Origin of the sequence: Micromonospora ureilytica, from assembly GCF_015751765.1 — a bacterium.
GTDB lineage: Bacteria > Actinomycetota > Actinomycetes > Mycobacteriales > Micromonosporaceae > Micromonospora > Micromonospora ureilytica.
Genome location: NZ_JADOTX010000001.1, coordinates 5,618,537 through 5,635,379, shown reverse-complemented (window position 1 = coordinate 5,635,379; position 16,843 = coordinate 5,618,537). Strand labels below are relative to the sequence as shown.

Below are 16,843 nucleotides of genomic sequence, written 5' to 3'. Positions count from 1 at the left end.
GAGAACGGCACGCTGGCAGGAACGAGGCTGCCGGCGCGTTCCGCGATCTTGCACTTTCTGTCACGACACAGGGGTCATTTCCACCCATGTCGACAACAGAAGCTGCAAGATCGGCGCAATCATCGTCCGCCTCGGGGATGATCGCGGGTCCGCCCGTCGCCGGACGGCGGAACTGGCGGGCGGCGGATAGCGTCTGCTCCATGACTGTTGAGCACCCCGCGCTCGCACTGCGTGGCCTGGCCAAGCGGTTCGACGGCACGGTCGCGGTGGCCGGCGTCGACCTGGACGTCCCCGCCGGTTCCTTCTATGGCCTGCTCGGCCCGAACGGCGCCGGCAAGACCACCACCCTGTCGATGGCGGTCGGGCTGCTGCGACCGGACGCCGGCTCCGCCTGGGTGCTCGGGCACGACGTCTGGCAGGACCCGGTGACCGCCAAGCGGCTGCTCGGCGTGATGCCCGACGGGGTCCGGCTGTTCGACCGGCTGACCGGGGCGGAGCTGCTGGCGTACAACGGGTTGTTGCGGGGGATGGACCCGGCGGTGGTCGACCAGCGGGCCGCCGAGCTGCTGGACGTTCTGGCGCTCGGTGACGCCGGTCGGACGCTGGTGGTGGACTACTCGGCGGGCATGAAGAAGAAGATCGGCCTGGCCTGCGCACTGCTGCACGGTCCTCGGGTGCTGGTGTTGGACGAGCCGTTCGAGGCGGTCGACCCGGTCTCCGCCGCGCTGATCCGGGACATCCTCACCCGGTACGCGGCCGGCGGCGGCACTGTGGTCTTCTCCAGTCACGTGATGGAGGTGGTGGAGCGGCTCTGCTCGCACGTGGCGATCCTGGCCGGCGGCACCATCAAGCGGGTCGGGACCATCGACGAGGTCCGTGGCGGTCGCTCGTTGGAGCAGGTCTTCGTCGAGGTGGTCGGCGGGCGCACCGCGACCGGCGAGGAGCTGTCGTGGCTCTCCCAGTGAGCGCGGACGCCACTCCCGCCGCACCCGTACGGTCGGTTTCCGCTCGACACTTCGTGCGGCTCAAGCTGCGGGTGATGGGCAACAACTTCCGCGGTCAGGGTTGGCGGATCGCCATGTTCGTCGGCGGCGCGTTGCTCGGGCTCTGGTTCGCCGCCAGCGGTTTCTTCCTCTTCGCCGCGCCGGGCCTGACCGGCAACGGCACGTACGCGGTGCTGATCGCGGCGGCGGGTGGCGGGCTGCTTGTGCTCGGTTGGCTGCTCCTGCCCCTTGTCTTCTTCGGTGTGGACGAGACACTGGACCCGGCCCGGTTCGCGCTGCTGCCGCTGCCCCGGCGCACGTTGGTGACCGGCCTGTTCGCGGCGGCCCTGATCAGCGTGCCGGCGCTGGCGGTGCTGATCGCGTCGTTCGGGCTGGTGCTGACCGCCTGGTCGTTGGGCGGCTGGTCGGCGGGGTTGGTCGCCGTCGTGGGTGTGCTCGCCGGGCTGCTGCTCTGTGTGGCCGCCAGTCGGGCGGTGACCAGCGCCTTCGCCACCATGTTGCGGTCCCGACGGGTCCGCGACCTGGCGGCCGTGCTGTTGGCGGTGACGGCCGCGCTGCTCGGCCCGTTGCAGGTCTTCGGCCTGGCCGCGCTGCGGGAGGCGGACTGGACCCGGCTCACCGGGGTGGCGACCGTGATCGGTTGGACGCCGTTGGGCGCTCCGTGGACCGTCGGCATCGACGTGGCCCAGGGGCGGGTGTGGGCGGCGCCGGTCAAGTTGCTGATCACTGTGGTGGCGCTCGGCGCCCTGCTGGCCTGGTGGTCCCGGTCGATCGAGTCGGCGATGGTGGGTGCGGCGAGCGCCGGTAAGGCCCCGGTGCGACGTGGAGTTGCCGGTGGCGCGGTCGCCCAACTGTTTCCCCGGGTCGCCGGCTGGGCCCACCGGGACCGGTTCGGCGCCCTGGTCGCCCGGGAGGCCCGTTACTGGTGGCGGGACGCTCGTCGCCGGGCCAACCTGATCACGATCGCGGTGGTCGGCATCTTCGTGCCAGTGATGATCAATGTTACGGGCGGGGACTTCGCAGCCATGGGCGACGAGGGGTTGACGTCGGCTGCCAGCGACAGCTCGCCGGTCGTGGTCACCATCTCGATGCTGTTCGTGGGCGTGCTCGCCGCCGTCACGCTGGCCAACCAGTTCGGTTTCGACGGCAGCGCGTACGCCGCGAACGTGGTGGCCGGGGTGCCCGGCCGGGTCGAGCTGCGGGCCCGGATGACTGCCTTCTCGCTGTACGTGCTGCCGATGTTGGGCGTCGTCGCGGTGGTGCTGTCGGTGCTGCTCGGTCGACCGGGTTGGATCGGTCTCACGATCGGCAGCCTGGTCGCCACCTACGGTGCCGGGCTGGCGGTGAACAGCCTGGTCTCGGTGCTCGGGGCGTACTCGCTGCCGGAGACGAGCAACCCGTTCGCGATGAACAGCGGCGCGGGCCTGGCGAAGGGGCTCCTCACCCTGCTGGCCATGCTCGCCTCGGCGGTCGCCGCGGTGCCGATGGTGGTGGCCGCCGCGCTGCTCGGTGACGCGTGGCTCTGGCTGGCCCTGCCGGTCGGCGCGGCGTACGGGCTGGGCGCGGCGCTGCTGGGCGCATACCTGGCCGGCGATGTGCTGGACCGACGCCAGCCGGAACTGCTGGCCACGGTCACGCCGCGTCGTTAACCGGCGCACCGGCTGGGGTCCTGGGCATCGCACCAGGGATCACTGTGTCACCGCGAGCGTGATGTCTCTGAGGCATCAATATGACTCAGAGGCATCACGGTCATTCGGCTATCGCCCTCCGCCGAGCGGACCGCGCCGCAGCCGGGCGATTCCACCGCCCCCGAGCGCTTCCTTGGTTGGGCGAGGGTCCGGGGCGGCACAATGTTTCACGTGAATCATGAGCCGGGTGCCGAGATCCACCACACCGACCCGTTCGCGGTGCCGACCGGGCAACGATCGCCGGTACGCCGGCTGCGTGGTCGCCTCGCCGCACCGGTGACCCTCTGGACGGCGCCCGGTCCGGCCGGGCTGACCGTCTCGTCGACCCTGGTGGCTGAGGGGGAACCGGACCGGCTGCTCGGGCTGATCGACCCGGAGTCCGACCTCTGGGCCGCCGTCGAGGAGGCGGGGCGGTTCGCCGTCGCGCCGCTCGGGCCGCCACACCGGCAACTCGCCGACCGGTTCGCCGGCCTCTTCCCCGCCCCGGGCGGGCTCTTCGCCACCGGCGCGTGGATCGAGACGCCGTACGGGCCGGTCCCGACGGACGCCGCCGGCTGGGCCGGGTGCCGGCTGGACACCGCCCGGGAGTACGGCTGGGGCCTGCTGGTCGAGGCCACGATCGAGGCGGTCGACCTGGCCGAGGAGGCCACCCCGCTGCTGCACTACCGCGGTCGCTATCACGAGCTGCCGGCCTGAACGGACGCCTCGCCGGAGGCGACCGATCACCGCAGTGACCTGAGTCACTTGGCGCAGCCAGCCAACCGCTCGGCGCACTCGCCGACCGGCGTCGATCTCAGCCTTCCCCGCCGGGGAGTGCGCTCTTTACGGTGCGCGAAACTCCTCTGACGCCTGTGAAGGTGGTGATCCACAGATGTCCACGGACACACCCGCTCCGGCCGCTTCCCAGTCGGACAAGTACCTGGCCGTACAACGGTCGGACGAGTTCGCCGGGCTGCGGCGTTCGCTGCGCGGCTTCGTCTTCCCGATGACCGTCGCTTTCTTCCTGTGGTATGCGCTCTACGTCATTCTCTCCGCGTACGCCCGGGACTTCATGGGCACGAAGCTGTTCGGCAGCAACATCAACGTCGCGCTCGTCTTCGGCCTGCTCCAGTTCGTCTCCACGTTCCTGATCGCCTGGCTCTACTCCCGGTACGCGGACCGGAAGATCGACCCCATCGCGGACCGGATCCGCGCCGAGATCGGGGAGGTGACCCGTGAAGACGGTTCACGCGGTTGAGACGTTCCTCGCGGCTGAGGCGGGCAACCACACCGCCCGCAACCTGACCATCACGCTCTTCCTGGTCTTCGTGGCGGTGACCCTGGGCATCACCATCTGGGCCAGCCGGCAGACCAAGACGGCGACCGACTTCTACGCGGGCGGCCGGTCCTTCTCCGGCTTCCAGAACGGCATGGCGATCGGCGGCGACTACATGTCAGCCGCGTCGTTCCTCGGCATCGCCGGCATCATCGCGTTGTACGGCTACGACGGCTTCCTCTACTCGATCGGCTTCCTGGTCGCCTGGCTGGTGGCCCTGCTGCTGGTCGCGGAGCTGCTGCGGAACTCGGGCCGGTACACGATGGCGGACGTGCTGGCCTTCCGGATGCGTCAGCGTCCGGTGCGTACGGCGGCGGCGGTCTCCACCATCACGGTGTCGATCTTCTACCTGCTCGCGCAGATGGTGGGCGCCGGCGCGCTTGTCGCGTTGCTGCTCGGCATCAAGCCGGGGACGACCTTCCTCGGCATGGACGCGTCCACTGCGAAGATCGCCACCATCATCATGGTCGGCGCGCTGATGATCATTTACGTCACCGTGGGCGGCATGAAGGGCACCACCTACGTGCAGATCGTCAAGGCGTTCCTGCTCATGGGCGGTGCGCTGCTGATGACCATCCTGGTGTTGGCGAAGTTCAACTTCAACCTTTCGGCGCTGCTGGGCCAGGCGGCCGAGGCATCCGGCAAGGGCAGCGCGTTCCTCGAACCCGGGTTGCGGTACGGCGTCGAGGTCGCCGGCAACTCGACGCAGACCTTCTACAACAAGGTGGACCTGCTGTCCCTGGGTATCGCCCTGGTGCTCGGCACCGCCGGTCTGCCGCACATCCTGATCCGCTTCTACACGGTGCCGACCGCGAAGGCGGCCCGCAAGAGCGTGCTCTGGGCGATCGGCATCATCGGCACCTTCTACCTGCTCACCCTGGCCCTCGGCTTCGGTGCGGCGGCGCTGGTGGGCAGCCAGGCGATCACGGCGCAGGACAAGGCGGGCAACACCGCCGCGCCGCAGTTGGCCGAAGCGCTCGGCATCGACTTCTTCGGCGGCGAACTGGGTGGGGCAGCCATGCTGGCGATCATCGCGGCGGTCGCCTTCGCCACCATCCTCGCGGTGGTCGCCGGGTTGACGCTGGCCTCGTCGTCCAGCCTGGCGCACGACTTCTACGCGAACGTGCTGAAGAAGGGCGAGACGTCGGAGCGGCAGGAGGTACGGGTCGCCCGGATCTCCGCCCTGGGGATCGGCGCGGTGTCGATCGCCCTGTCGATCTTCGCGCAGAACCTCAACGTGGCATTCCTCGTGGCGCTGGCCTTCGCGGTCGCCGCCTCGGGCAACCTGCCGGCGATCCTCTACAGCCTCTTCTGGCGGAGGTTCAACACGTCCGGCGCGGTGTGGGCGATCTACGGCGGGCTGCTCTCGGCCGTGCTGCTGGTGTTCTTCTCGCCGGTGGTCTCCGGTGCGGCGACCTCGATGTTCCCGAACCACGACTGGCAGTGGTTCCCGCTGTCCAACCCGGGCATCCTCTCCATCCCGTTCGGTTTCCTCTGCGGGTGGATCGGCACTGTCATCTCCAAGGAGCACGACGAGGACAAGTACGCGGAACTCGAGGTGCGCGCCCTCACCGGCTCTGGCGCCCACTGATCGCGGTACCTGTCGAGGGGCCTCCTGCTGACGCGCGACGTCAGCAGGGGGCCCTACCGCGATTTCGGGGCTCGGTAGGCTGAGCGGTATGAAGGTTGCTGAGCGCTTTGGTTCCGGTCACCGCGTCCTCGTCACCGGCGGAGCTGGCTTCGTCCCGTCGCACCTGGTGGACGCGCTGATCGCCCGAGGTTGCACGGTGGTGGCGCTTGACAACTTCGTGACCGGCTCCAAGGAGAACGTCGCCCACCTGCTGGATCGGCCGACCTTCACCCTCGTCGAGGCGGACATCTCCGACGGCCTGCCGACCCACCACCCGGCGCTGGCCGAGCGGTTCGACGCGATCCTGCACATGGCCTCGCCGGCCAGCCCCACCGACTTCGCCCAGTTGCCGGTGGAGATCCTCCGGGTCGGCTCGGTCGGCACCCTGCACCTCCTGGAGCGCGCGGCCGCCGACGGCGCCCGGTTCCTGATGGCCTCCACGTCCGAGGCGTACGGGGACCCGAAGGAGCACCCGCAGCGGGAGACCTACTGGGGCAACGTCAACCCGATCGGGGTTCGCAGCGTCTACGACGAGGCCAAGCGCTTCTCCGAGGCCGCGACGATGGCGTACCACCGCTACCGCGGGCTCGACGCGGCGATCGTCCGGATCTTCAACACGTACGGCCCGCGGATGCGCCCGGACGACGGCCGCGCCATCCCCACCTTCATCTCCCAGGCGCTGCGCGGCGAGCCGATCACCGTGCACGGCACAGGCAACCAGACCCGGTCCATCTGCTTCGTCGAGGATCTGGTGCGCGGCATCCTGCTGCTGCTCGACTCGACCGAGACGGGCCCGGTCAACTGCGGCACCGAGCACGAGCTGACCATGCGGCAACTCGCCGAACTGATCGTGTCGCTCTCCGACAGCACCTCGAAGGTGACCTATGTCACCCGCAGCTCGGACGACCCGGAGATGCGCCGGCCGGATCTCACGCTCGCCCGTGAACTGCTCGGATACGAGCCGTCGGTCGCGCCCGAAGATGGCCTGCGACGCACGATCGAGTACTTCCGCGCGCGGCTAGGGTAGCCGGATCTTCGCGTACCGCCTGCCGCTGAGTGTCGCCTGAAGGCGGCAGTGGCTCTCGCTACGTACCCTGAGTTACATGTCCGCGACCTCGTCTGCCGGCGTCCCACATCCGTACCTGCACCGCAGCGCCGGGCGCGCGTCCGTGCCCGGCCCCGACCGGGGCGCCTCCGGGCGTGCCCGTCCGACCGAGGCGCGCTTCTACCCGTCGTACGACGAGGAGCAGCCTCGGTCCGGTGGCCCGGCAGGCCCCACCGGGCCCGGCGGCCCGGGTGACGCCGGTGGGCCCGGTCGGCGTGGCCCGCGACCGCGTTGGGGCCGGATCGCACTCGTGGCCGGGATCGCGGTGCTGGTGCTGGCGCTGCTCGGCAGCGTCGGCGCCTGGTTGTACGCCCGCAACCTCAACAGTGACCTGGCCCGCACCGACCCGTTCGCGGAGATCACCGGCGGCCGGCCGGCCAAGACCGTCGATGGCGCGCTGAACATCCTGCTGGTCGGCAGCGACTCGCGGGACCCGGACGCGCCTGTCGACAGCAAGAGCCAGTGGCGCGCCGACACGATCATCGTCATGCACATCCCGGCCGACCACCAGGAGGCCTACCTGGTCTCCATCCCCCGGGACCTGTACGTGCCGATCCCGGAGAGCGCCGGCGCGGACTGCGGCTCCGGATCGCGCGCGAAGATCAACGCGGCGTTCGCGTTCGGTGGGCTGCCGCTGGCGGTGCGCACCGTGGAGTGCTTCACCGACGTTCGGATCGACCACGTGATGGCTATCGACTTCGGCGGTTTCAAGGAGGTCACCGACGCCCTCGGCGGGGTGGACCTGAAGGTCGAGCGGACCGTCACCTCGATCCACAAGCCGTACCGGACGTTCACCAAGGGCACCAACCACATGGACGGCGCGGAGGCGTTGGACTGGATCCGGCAGCGCAAGCAGTTCCCGGACGGGGACTTCGCCCGGATGCGGCACCAGCAGGAGTTCCTGCGGGCACTGATGGACAAGGCGGCCAGCACCGGCACGCTGGCGAACCCGAAGAAGCTCAACGATTTCCTCAAGTCGGTGACCGCGGCCGTAACCGTCGACCAGACTTTCTCGGTTACAGACATGGCGCTGCAGTTCCGTAACCTGCGCGGCCAGAACCTCACCTTTGTGACCAGCCCGAACTCGGGCAGCGACACGATCAACGGCGAGTCGGTGGTGGTGTCGGACCGGGAGAAGGCGCTCGCTATGTACCAGGCCATGTCGGCGGACACGATGGCCGACTGGGTCAAGGCCAACCCGCCGAAGAGCAACGACGGCGGCTGACCACGGCCCGAGGGGCACCAGCCGTTCGGGTCATCGAACGGCGACGATCGACTGAGTCTGCAAAATTCGACGTCCGGATTGACCCGGGATGAACTCGCCAAGTCGATTTGATGTACGTACAGTGGTGCCGCCCCCTCCTGATCACGAGCTGGAGCACGCATGCCGGTTCAGGCCAGTCGTCACCCTTCTTCCCCCGGGTCAGCCGCCCCCAGCGGTCGAGTCGCTGCGGCCATCCCCGCTCAGGCACGCCCCTCGGGCGGCGGGCCGGGCGCCCGCCCGCCCGGCAGCGGTGGTGGTGGCGGCGGTGACCGCCCGGGTGGCGGTGGGTCGAAGAAGCGGACCAAGCGCAAGGACCCGCTCTGGGCCAGGCTGACAGTGGTCTTCGGTGCCGTGCTGATGCTGAGCAGCGGGGTGGCCATCGTCGGCAGCAAGGCCCTGATCGGGCAGGCGACCGGCGGCATCGCCAAGGGCAACCTGCTGGGTGAGGCCGGCAAGTCCGATGCCGAGGGCGGCGCGAGCCTGGACGGCCCGATCGACATGCTGCTGCTCGGCGTGGACGCGCGGGAGCGCTGGGCCGCCGACGACGTCCGCTCGGACAGCATCATCGTCCTGCACATTCCGGCCACGCACGACCAGGCGTACCTGATCTCGATCCCCCGGGACACCGAGGCGCAGATCCCCGCGTTCGAGAAGAGCGGCTACGGCGGCGGCTCCGGCAAGATCAATGCCGCGTTCCAGGCCGGTGCCGCCAACGGCGGCGGCTGGGAGGGTGGCGCCCAGCTGATGGCCCAGACGATCAAGCGGCTCACCGGGATCAGCTTCGACGGCGCGGCGATCATCAACTTCGGTGGCTTCAAGAACGTCATCGACACCCTGGGCACGGTGCGGATCTGTGTCAGCCAGGAGGTCAAGTCGCTGCACATGTCGTACGTCGACGGCCAGCCGATGTGGAACGCGGATGCCAAGAAGACCGGCAAGCAGCGGACCCCGGTGGTGCACAAGAAGGGCTGCCAGGAGATGGAGGGTTGGGCGGCGCTCGACTACTCCCGCCAGCGCAAGACCCTCAAGAACGGCGACTACGACCGGCAGGCCAACCAGCAGCAGCTGATCAAGGCGATGGCGAAGAAGGCCACCGAGGGCGGGATGTTGTCCAACCCGGCCAAGATGAACAACCTGATCAAGGCGGCGGGCAAGGCGTTCGTGTTGGACACCGGCGGCGTGCCGATCGAGGACTTCATCTTCACCATGCGCGGGGTCACCGGCAACGAGCTGACCATGCTCAAGACCAACAACGGCACCTTCAACGCCAACAACAACAACACCGAGGGCTTGAGCGAAGAGACGATGGCGATGTTCCGGGCCGTCAAGCAGGACAAACTCGCCGAGTTCGTGTTCACCCACCCCGAGGTGATCTCCACCCGCAAGTGAGGGCCCGGTAGTTCGCGGAAAGCCAGCGACGGGCTCCTCACCGCCCGTAGCCTGACGTGAGCAGGTTTCACGTATCGGCTGCGGGGAGGCGGTCACGTCCAGGTGGGGACGGAACGCAGCGGGCCGGGCCGGAGCGACCCCGTCCGCTCAGGCGCCTCGCACCCGAGGGCCGCGGATCCTGCTCGGCATCGGCCTGGCCCTCGTCCTGCTGGCGGGGCTCGCCGTGGCCGGGCTCAAGACGCTCAGCCACCGGTACGACCGCACGGTGACCAAGGAGCAACTGCTCGACGCCGACGCCCGCACCGACCGCACCGACCTGGACGGGCCACTCAACTACCTCCTGGTCGGCTCCGACCGGCGCCCGGGCGACAGCGGTCCGGACCAACGCTCGGACACCATCCTCATCGTGCACGTCCCCGCCGGGCAGCGGGAGGCGTACCTGGTCTCCATCCCGCGTGACCTGCTGGTCGCCATCCCTCCCGCGAACGGCTTCGGCGGCGGTCAAGACAAGATCAACGCGGCGTACGAGCACGGCGGCGGCGGGCAGGCCGGCGCCCAACTGCTCTCCGCCACCCTGCACCGGCTCACCGGAATCCGGTTCGACGGCGCCGCGCTGATCGACTTCTCCGGCTTCCGGAAGGTCATCGACCTGCTCGGCGGGGTGCAGATGTGCGTGGACACCGAGGTCCGCTCGATCCATACCAACCGTGTCTTTCCCACCGGCTGCCACCAGATGGACGGGGCGCAGGCGCTGGACTACGTCCGACAGCGCTACGACCTGCCCGGCGGTGACTACGACCGACAACACCACCAGCAGCAGTTGCTCCGGGCGATGCTGGACAGCGCCGGCCGGGCGGACCTGCGGAGCAACCCCGTCAAACTGGACCAGGTGCTCCGGGCGGTAGGCGGCTCGTTGACCGTCGACACCAATGGCGTACCCCTGGAGGATCTGCTCCTCGCGCTCCGCGCGCTGCCGCCCGACGGGATGCGCGGCGTCCAGGTGCCCTCCTCGCCGCAGACCATCGACGAGGTCTCGTACGTGGTGCTGGACAACGGGGGCAACGGGCTCTTCGAGGCGCTCAGCGGCACGCGGGTGCCGGCCTGGGCGCAGGCCAACCCCCGCTGGGTGACCCGGTTGTGACGGTGCCGACGGCCCGGTCGGTGCCGAACCGGGCCGGGAGGATCTAGTGTTGCTTCCTGTGTTCGGACCCCAGGTTCCCACCGTGCCCGTGACCGAGATCGCCGCCGAGACCTACCTGCTGGACGTGCGGGAGGACGACGAGTGGGCGGCTGGCCACGCGCCCACCGCCCACCACCTGCCGATGATGGAGCTGCCGGCCCGGCTGGCCGAGGTGCCCACCGACCGGGAGGTGGCGGTCGTCTGCCGTTCCGGCGGGCGCTCCGCCCAGGTCGTCGCCTACCTGATCAACAACGGCTGGGAGCAGGTGCGCAACGCCGACGGCGGGATGCGCCAGTGGGCTGCGGTCGGCCGACCGGTGGTCGACGCGAACGGGCAGCCCGGCCAGGTCATCTGAGGCCGGCGGAATGGGCGGGCCACTGGTCTTCGCGCACCGCGGCGCCTCGTTCGACCTACCCGAGCACACCCTCGCCGCGTACCTGCGCGCTCTCGACGAGGGCGCCGACGGCCTGGAGTGCGACGTCCGGCTGACCCGGGACGGGCATCTGGTCTGTGTGCACGACCGACGACTCGACCGCACCAGCAACGGTCGCGGTCTGGTCAGCGCGCGTACGCTCGCCGAGCTGGACGCCCTGGACTTCGGCTCGTGGCACCCGGGCAGCGCGCCGAACGGCGACCTGCCACCGGACGAGTCGCACACCCGGCTACTGACCCTGGCCCGGCTCCTGGACGCGGTGCTCGCCGCCGGCCGGCCGGTCCGGCTGCTGGTGGAGACGAAGCACCCGTCCCGCTACGGCTCGAACGTGGAACGGCGGCTGGTCAACCTGCTGCGCCGGTACGGGCTGGCCGACCCCGCGCCGGACGACCCGGTACAGGTCACCGTCATGTCGTTCTCCCCGCTGGCGGTTCGTCGGGTGCACGAGTTGGCCCCGACGTTGCCCACCGTGCTGTTGCTGGAGGTGTTGCCGCGCTGGTTGCGGTTGGGCCGGCTGCCGTTCGGCGCCCGGATCGCCGGGCCGGGAATCGGCCTGGTCCGGGCCCGCCCGCAACTGCTGCCCGCACTGCGCGCGGCCGGCAACCAGGTGTACGTCTGGACGGTCAACGACCCGACCGACCTGGAGCTGGTGCTGGCCGCCGGGGTGGACGGGATCATCACCGACCGGCCGGCGTACGCCCTCGCCCGGCTGGACCGCTGACCTCATCGGCCGGGCGGGGGTGCCCAAAAGCGGGTCGGCGGGGCAGACTCGGCACATGCCGGAGCGTATCGATTTCCCCGCTCTCCTCGCCGGCCACACCGTCGTGATCGAGATGATCAACTCTGGGGACGCGGGCTTGCCGGTCCTCACCCAACTGCTCCGGGTGGCCCAGCCGGCGCTCGGCGCGGCCGGGATGGCGTTCGTCGAGTTCGGCCCGACCGGCGGTCGCGTGATCGCCGCGACCGGTGCGGCGGAGTGGGCCCTCGGTCGACCGCTGGCGGTCGACGACCCGGACACCGTCTGCCTGCTCTCCGGGCCACGGGTGCGCCAGGTGCGGGTGAGTGACCTCAACGGCAAGCTGGCCGGCGAACTGGCCGGCAGCGGCCTGCGCCGGATGGCGGTCTCCCGGGCCGAGATCGGCGGCCACACAGTCGGCAGCCTGCACGCGCTCTACCCGGGCGACGACGAGCCGGACGCCGAGCAGCAGGGGGTGGTCGCCTACCTCGCGTCCTGCGTCGGGCACATGTACGGCGACCAGAGTGGCCTGCCGGTGCACGGCGACGGCCCGGTGGTGGCGGCCCTCGCCGACGGGCTGGCCGTCGTCGACCGGGATGGGCACGTCCGGCTCTGGAACCCGGCCGCCGCCCAGGTCACCGGCCGGACGGTCGAGCAGGCGCTGAGCCGCCCGCTGCCGTTCCCGCTGCCGCCCTCCGGGCAGGTTCGGGACCACCGGATGCTGGACGGCCGCTGGCTGCGGATCACCTCCGGCGACCTGCCCGGCCCGGGCACGTTGCGGGTGGTCACCTTCCGCGACATCACCGACCAGCAGCGCCGCGACCACGACCGGGAACTGTTCGTCGCGGTGACCAGCCACGAGCTGCGCACCCCGGTCACCGTCATCAAGGGGTACGCGGACACCCTCACCGACCACTGGGAGTCGCTGACCGAGGTCGACCGACGGCAGGCGGCCCGGGTGATCGGGCAACGCGCCAACGAGCTGGCCCGGTTGGTCGACCGTCTTCTCAGCTCGGCGGCCGAGGCGGGGCCGGGCGACGACCCTCCCACCCCGTTCGACCTCGGCGAGGCGCTGCGCGCCGCCGTCGTGGACCTGCCGGCGGAGTTGCGCCGCCGGCTGGTGCTCCGCCTCCCGGGCGATCTGCCCAAGGCGCTCGGTCACCGGCCCAGCCTGGCCACCGTGCTGACCGAGTTGACGACAAACGCCGGTAAGTACTCGGCACCGGATTCCCCCATCGAGATCACTGCTTGCGGCCGGGGTCAACTGGTGGCGTTCCGGGTCAGCGACCAGGGCATCGGCATCCGCCCCGAGCACGTGGAGCGGGCGTTCGACAGGTTCTGGCAGGGCGAGTCGGGCGACCGTCGCGGTTACCCGGGGGCCGGGCTCGGCCTCTATCTCGTCCGCCGGATCGTTGAACAGCAGAATGGATGGGTATCCCTACGTCCGAGGACCGGCGGCGGTACGGTCGCAGAGGTGCGGCTACCACGCGGTTGACCAGGGGTGGCGCGACGTGGAGGCGACGGTGGCAGCGGCAGCAGCGAGGGATCAAGCCTGGTGCGTGGTGGTTCCCCATCACCCGGGCGGGGCACGGCTGGCCCGGCACCGGCTCGCCGCCGAGCTGGCGGGCGTCGTACCCCCGACGCTCCTCGCGGACCTGATCGCTGTACTCGCGGAGTTGGTGGGCAACGCGGTGCGGCACGCCGGACCTCTGCCCGGCGGCGTGATCCGGGTTGCCTGGCGGCTACGGCCGTCGGCCGAGGGCGCACTGATCCAGCTGCGGGTCACCGACGGCGGCGGCCCGAGCACCGGGCCACGGCTCCGGACGGCCAGCCCGGACGCGGCGGACGGGCGCGGGCTGCACATCGTGGCCGGCCTGGCCAGCCGCTGGGGCGTCGAGCAGGACGGCATGGGCCAGCGCGTCTGGGCGGAGTTCGACCCGGTGCCGGCGCCCCGACCCAACCTGGTGCCGGCGGGCTGAGTACGGCTCGGGCGGGTCCCGGCCACGGCCAGCCGCCCGGGGCTCTAGGCTGTGACGCCGTGAGTAAGCGTCGAAAGAGCCAGCGCACCGCCACCGACACCGCCCCCCGCCGCGAGAAGGTGCGGGACGTCTTCGTGCCGCGTCCGTTCGACGGGCTGGTCGACGAGTCCGAGTGGATCGCGCTGCGCGAGTTGGTGCCCGCCGCCTCCGCCCCGCTGCGGCTGGCGCCCGCCCTGGTCGAGGAGTTCGGTGACCGGGAGGCGACGCTCGCCACTGTGCTGCCGATGGCCGCCCCGGCGATCACCAAGCCGGACGGCCGCGTACTCATCGGTCTCCAGCGCCACCAGCAGTCCGGCGACGTCTCCCGGGATCTGGCCGACGCCTTGCTCAGCGCTCTGCGTACCGAGCCGGGCGGCCAGGTGGCAGTGGCGCCGCTGCCCGGCCCCGGGCCGCGTCTGCAGGACATCCTCGTGGACGGTCCGCTGGACATCACCATGCACAACGGTTTCGACTTCTGGCTCGACCCCGGGGCCGCCGACGATCCGACCGTCCAGGCGTCGCTGGAGCGGGCGAACGCGGCCATCTACCCGACGGTCCGGCTGACCGCGGCGAAGGCCGCCTACTGGTGTCAGGTCCCGGAGAAGTCCCACGTGCGGTGGGTGCTGCCCGACGACGAGGACGCCGCACTCGACGCGCTGGCCCGCCTCGGCGCGGCCGGCACGCTGACCCTCGGCGAGCAGACCAAGTTCGCCGGCATGTTCCGCGCGCACGGTCGACTCGTGCCGGTCTGGGACCTGCCGGAGGAGACCCCGGCGGCCGAGTGGGAGGAGCCGGTGGCGCAGTTCGCCAAGCGGTACACGGAGGCGCTCACCGTCACCGACCCCCTCGACGCCGCCGGCCGTCGGGCCCGTCAGGGGCTGCTCGGCCGCCAGCTCACCCTGCGCTGAGCCGGGGCCGTCGTCCCGTTCAGCCGGCGACGGGTAGCGGGTCGCGGGTGATCGGGCAGGACATGCAGCGCGGTCCGCCGCGGCCGGAGCCCAACTCGGAGCCGGCGATCGGGATCACCTCGATGCCGGCCCGCTCCAGTTGGGCGTTGGTCTCGGTGTTGCGCTCGTAGCCGACGCACAGTCGGGGGGCCAGCGCGAGGGTGTTGTTGCCGTCATCCCACTGCTCGCGTTCCGCGGTGACCGGATCCAGCCCGGTGTCGATGACCCGGAGCAGGTCGAGGTCCATCGCGTCCGCGGCGGCCCGCAGGAACGGTGCCGGCCCGTCCACCCGGGGGTCCTCGCCGTCCGCGCCGGCGATCACCGTGTACGCGGACAGCGCGCTCGCGATGTTGGGGTACATCAGCACGGCGTCCACGTCGACCATCGTGCACACGGTGTCGAGGTGCATGGTGGCGCGCTTCTGGGCGATCGGCACCACCAGGATGGTGTGGGCCAGGCCGGCGGCGAAGACCTGCCGGCCGAGACGCTCGGCGCCGGCCGGGGTCGTCCGCTCGCCCACCCCGACCGCCAGCACCCCGGGTGCGAGCAGCAGCACGTCCCCGCCCTCCAGGTGCTCCAGGCCGGGGCGGTAGACGAACTCGGTGCCGGCGAACCGGGGGTGGTGGCGGTAGATGGCGTCGGTCAGGGTGGTCTCGCGGCGGCGGGCCGGCATGGCCAGGCTCGTGACACCTACCCGGTCGCCGATCCACAGCGACGAGTCGCGGGTGAACAGCAGGTTGGGCAGTGGATCGATGACGAAGTCGTGTCGGTCCATCAGCGTGTAGACCAGTCCACCCGGTCGCTCCGAGCTGATCCGCAACTCCTCGTGGGCCAGCCCGGCGGTGAGCACGTCGGCCAGGGCGGCCGGGTCCAGGTAGGCGAGGTGGTCGGCGACGCGGGAGCGCAGGGTGTCGCCGAGCCGTCGGGAGCGCAGCACCTGCTCGGTGAGTTCGGCCCGGGCGTCGGCTACGGCAAGCGTCTCGGCCAGCAGGGTGGCGAGGTAGAGCACCTCGACGTCGCGCTCGCGCAGGGCGGCGGCGAACGCGTCGTGCTCCTCCTGGGCACGCCCCACCCACGGGATCGCGTCGAACAGCAGCGAGTCGTTGTTGCGTGGGGTGAGCCGGGCCAGTTCGGGGCCGGGCCGGTGCAGCAGTACGGTGCCGAGCCGTCCGACTTCACTGTCGACGTAGTGGGTCACTCCCGCAGCGTAGGGCAGGGTTTAGCGGCATCCGAGAAAAGAACTGTGGATGAATATGGCATTCATCCACACTCACTCCGGCGCTCCGGCTTGCCGAACACCGGTAGTGGCAACGTAGGGTAGTGAGGACATAACTTCGAGGGACCTTTTGCCGGAGGTCGCGATGACTGTCTTTCCCGCACGACGAGCCGTACCGTCCGCTCGGGCACTGCCGCCCGTCGCGGTGCCACACCCCCGCGTCGAGGCGCCGGGGGTTCTCGAACCGGTCCGTCCGACACCGCTCGAATGGGCCCGCCGCCGTCGGGCCGAGCGGGGTGCACGCCGCCTGGAGGCGGCCGGGGCACGGGCGTTGGGCCAACTGGACCATCTCGGGCCCGCCTGGCACGTGATCGAGTGGCCGCGCACCGACGTGACGGACGTCCTCGACCGCGGTCAGGACGATCGGGCCGGGTTCCTCGCCATCGGGCCGAGCGGCCTCTTCGCCGTGACCATCGCCGACCACGGCCGGGCCAGGGTGCTCGTCGCCGGAGACGTGGTGCAGATCAACGGCAAGCGGCCCCCGTACGTGGCCGAGTCCCGCCGGGACGCCAAGCGGGCCAGCAAGGCGCTCTCCGAGGCGGTGGGGCTGCCCGTGCCGGTGACGCCGGTGCTGACCTTCGTCGGCTCCGGCGTGATCAGCGTCTACGGGCTCCCGAAGGACTGCCTGATGGCCACCCACCGGGAACTGGACCGGCTGCTCGTGGCCGGTGGCAGCCGGATCAGCCCCGCCACCGCCGAGAAGCTTTCCCGGGTCGCACAGCACCCCGGCACCTGGCTGAACGGCACGTACCGTCCAACTGCCGACTACCGGTGGTACGACGAGGGCCGAACGGCCGCTGACAAGCCGGCCCACCGCCGGTAACGTCACCGGCGACGCCACGCGGCTCCGGTCCCCCC

16 protein-coding genes are annotated in these 16,843 nt (G+C 70.8%); 15 read left to right on the top strand and 1 reads right to left on the bottom strand.

Translation table 11 applies throughout. The features are described 5' to 3' along the window. Nucleotides 1–200 precede the first annotated feature (200 nt). From IW248_RS25765 to IW248_RS25700, 14 genes are all read left to right on the top strand, one after another. Nucleotides 201–965, top strand: coding sequence for an ABC transporter ATP-binding protein (locus tag IW248_RS25765; protein WP_030487756.1), 765 nt, complete (start codon nt 201–203; stop codon nt 963–965). After that, complete coding sequence (locus tag IW248_RS25760) at nt 950–2,653, top strand: ABC transporter permease (protein ID WP_372432732.1); 1,704 nt, start codon at nt 950–952, stop codon at nt 2,651–2,653. Before IW248_RS25765 ends, IW248_RS25760 begins: the two co-directional genes overlap by 16 nt. 102 nt (nt 2,654–2,755) lie before the next feature. Then, the gene (locus IW248_RS25755) at nt 2,756–3,388 is read left to right on the top strand and encodes a flavin reductase family protein (protein ID WP_307788397.1); all 633 of its coding nucleotides are present in this window, start codon (nt 2,756–2,758) and stop codon (nt 3,386–3,388) included. Between the two features lie 175 nt (nt 3,389–3,563). Continuing rightward, entirely contained in the window at nt 3,564–3,929 is a 366-nt protein-coding gene (locus IW248_RS25750; RefSeq protein ID WP_196929009.1) for a DUF485 domain-containing protein, read from the top strand. Then, nucleotides 3,907–5,598 carry a monocarboxylic acid transporter gene (locus IW248_RS25745; RefSeq protein WP_196929008.1) on the top strand — a complete coding sequence of 564 codons (1,692 nt, stop codon included), beginning with the start codon at nt 3,907–3,909 and terminating at the stop codon, nt 5,596–5,598. Before IW248_RS25750 ends, IW248_RS25745 begins: the two co-directional genes overlap by 23 nt. An 88-nt stretch (nt 5,599–5,686) precedes the next feature. Next, nucleotides 5,687–6,664, top strand: a complete 978-nt coding sequence (locus tag IW248_RS25740) for an NAD-dependent epimerase/dehydratase family protein (protein WP_124821440.1) — start codon at nt 5,687–5,689, stop codon at nt 6,662–6,664. Between the two features lie 76 nt (nt 6,665–6,740). Continuing rightward, nucleotides 6,741–7,967: an LCP family protein gene (locus IW248_RS25735; protein ID WP_196929007.1), complete on the top strand. Its 1,227-nt coding sequence runs from the start codon at nt 6,741–6,743 to the stop codon at nt 7,965–7,967. A gap of 159 nt (nt 7,968–8,126) precedes the next feature. Continuing rightward, nucleotides 8,127–9,395: an LCP family protein gene (locus IW248_RS25730; RefSeq protein ID WP_196929006.1), complete on the top strand. Its 1,269-nt coding sequence runs from the start codon at nt 8,127–8,129 to the stop codon at nt 9,393–9,395. 223 nt (nt 9,396–9,618) lie between these two features. Beyond that, nucleotides 9,619–10,536: an LCP family protein gene (locus tag IW248_RS25725; RefSeq protein WP_307788232.1), complete on the top strand. Its 918-nt coding sequence runs from the start codon at nt 9,619–9,621 to the stop codon at nt 10,534–10,536. Nucleotides 10,537–10,594: 58 nt separating this feature from the next. Then, on the top strand, nt 10,595–10,930 hold the full coding sequence (locus IW248_RS25720; protein WP_124821443.1) for a rhodanese-like domain-containing protein: 336 nt from the start codon (nt 10,595–10,597) through the stop codon (nt 10,928–10,930). Between the two features lie 10 nt (nt 10,931–10,940). Then, nucleotides 10,941–11,729 carry a glycerophosphodiester phosphodiesterase gene (locus tag IW248_RS25715; protein WP_196929005.1) on the top strand — a complete coding sequence of 263 codons (789 nt, stop codon included), beginning with the start codon at nt 10,941–10,943 and terminating at the stop codon, nt 11,727–11,729. A 55-nt stretch (nt 11,730–11,784) separates the two neighbouring features. Beyond that, nucleotides 11,785–13,239 (top strand): PAS domain-containing sensor histidine kinase, encoded by a 1,455-nt coding sequence (locus IW248_RS25710; protein WP_196929004.1) that lies wholly within the window; start codon nt 11,785–11,787, stop codon nt 13,237–13,239. A gap of 64 nt (nt 13,240–13,303) precedes the next feature. Then, nucleotides 13,304–13,723: an ATP-binding protein gene (locus IW248_RS25705; protein ID WP_307788231.1), complete on the top strand. Its 420-nt coding sequence runs from the start codon at nt 13,304–13,306 to the stop codon at nt 13,721–13,723. A 59-nt stretch (nt 13,724–13,782) separates the two neighbouring features. Then, nucleotides 13,783–14,670: a DUF5926 family protein gene (locus IW248_RS25700; RefSeq protein ID WP_196929002.1), complete on the top strand. Its 888-nt coding sequence runs from the start codon at nt 13,783–13,785 to the stop codon at nt 14,668–14,670. A 19-nt stretch (nt 14,671–14,689) separates the two neighbouring features. On the opposite strand, the gene IW248_RS25695 is transcribed toward IW248_RS25700, so the two are convergent. Then, nucleotides 14,690–15,907 (bottom strand): arginine deiminase, encoded by a 1,218-nt coding sequence (locus IW248_RS25695; RefSeq protein ID WP_124821448.1) that lies wholly within the window; start codon nt 15,905–15,907, stop codon nt 14,690–14,692. A gap of 163 nt (nt 15,908–16,070) precedes the next feature. Between IW248_RS25695 and IW248_RS25690 the strand changes: the two genes are divergently transcribed. Next, nucleotides 16,071–16,808, top strand: a complete 738-nt coding sequence (locus IW248_RS25690) for a hypothetical protein (protein ID WP_124821449.1) — start codon at nt 16,071–16,073, stop codon at nt 16,806–16,808. The last annotated feature ends 35 nt before the right edge of the window (nt 16,809–16,843 follow it).

Bases quoted from the DNA above. Each gene is read 5' to 3' on its own strand.
- IW248_RS25765 (WP_030487756.1), top strand. From the start codon at position 201: ATGACTGTTGAGCACCCCGCGCTCGCACTGCGTGGCCTGGCCAAGCGG.
- IW248_RS25750 (WP_196929009.1), top strand. From the start codon at position 3,564: ATGTCCACGGACACACCCGCTCCGGCCGCTTCCCAGTCGGACAAGTAC.
- IW248_RS25740 (WP_124821440.1), top strand. From the start codon at position 5,687: ATGAAGGTTGCTGAGCGCTTTGGTTCCGGTCACCGCGTCCTCGTCACC.
- IW248_RS25735 (WP_196929007.1), top strand. From the start codon at position 6,741: ATGTCCGCGACCTCGTCTGCCGGCGTCCCACATCCGTACCTGCACCGC.
- IW248_RS25730 (WP_196929006.1), top strand. From the start codon at position 8,127: ATGCCGGTTCAGGCCAGTCGTCACCCTTCTTCCCCCGGGTCAGCCGCC.
- IW248_RS25715 (WP_196929005.1), top strand. From the start codon at position 10,941: ATGGGCGGGCCACTGGTCTTCGCGCACCGCGGCGCCTCGTTCGACCTA.
- IW248_RS25710 (WP_196929004.1), top strand. From the start codon at position 11,785: ATGCCGGAGCGTATCGATTTCCCCGCTCTCCTCGCCGGCCACACCGTC.
- IW248_RS25690 (WP_124821449.1), top strand. From the start codon at position 16,071: ATGACTGTCTTTCCCGCACGACGAGCCGTACCGTCCGCTCGGGCACTG.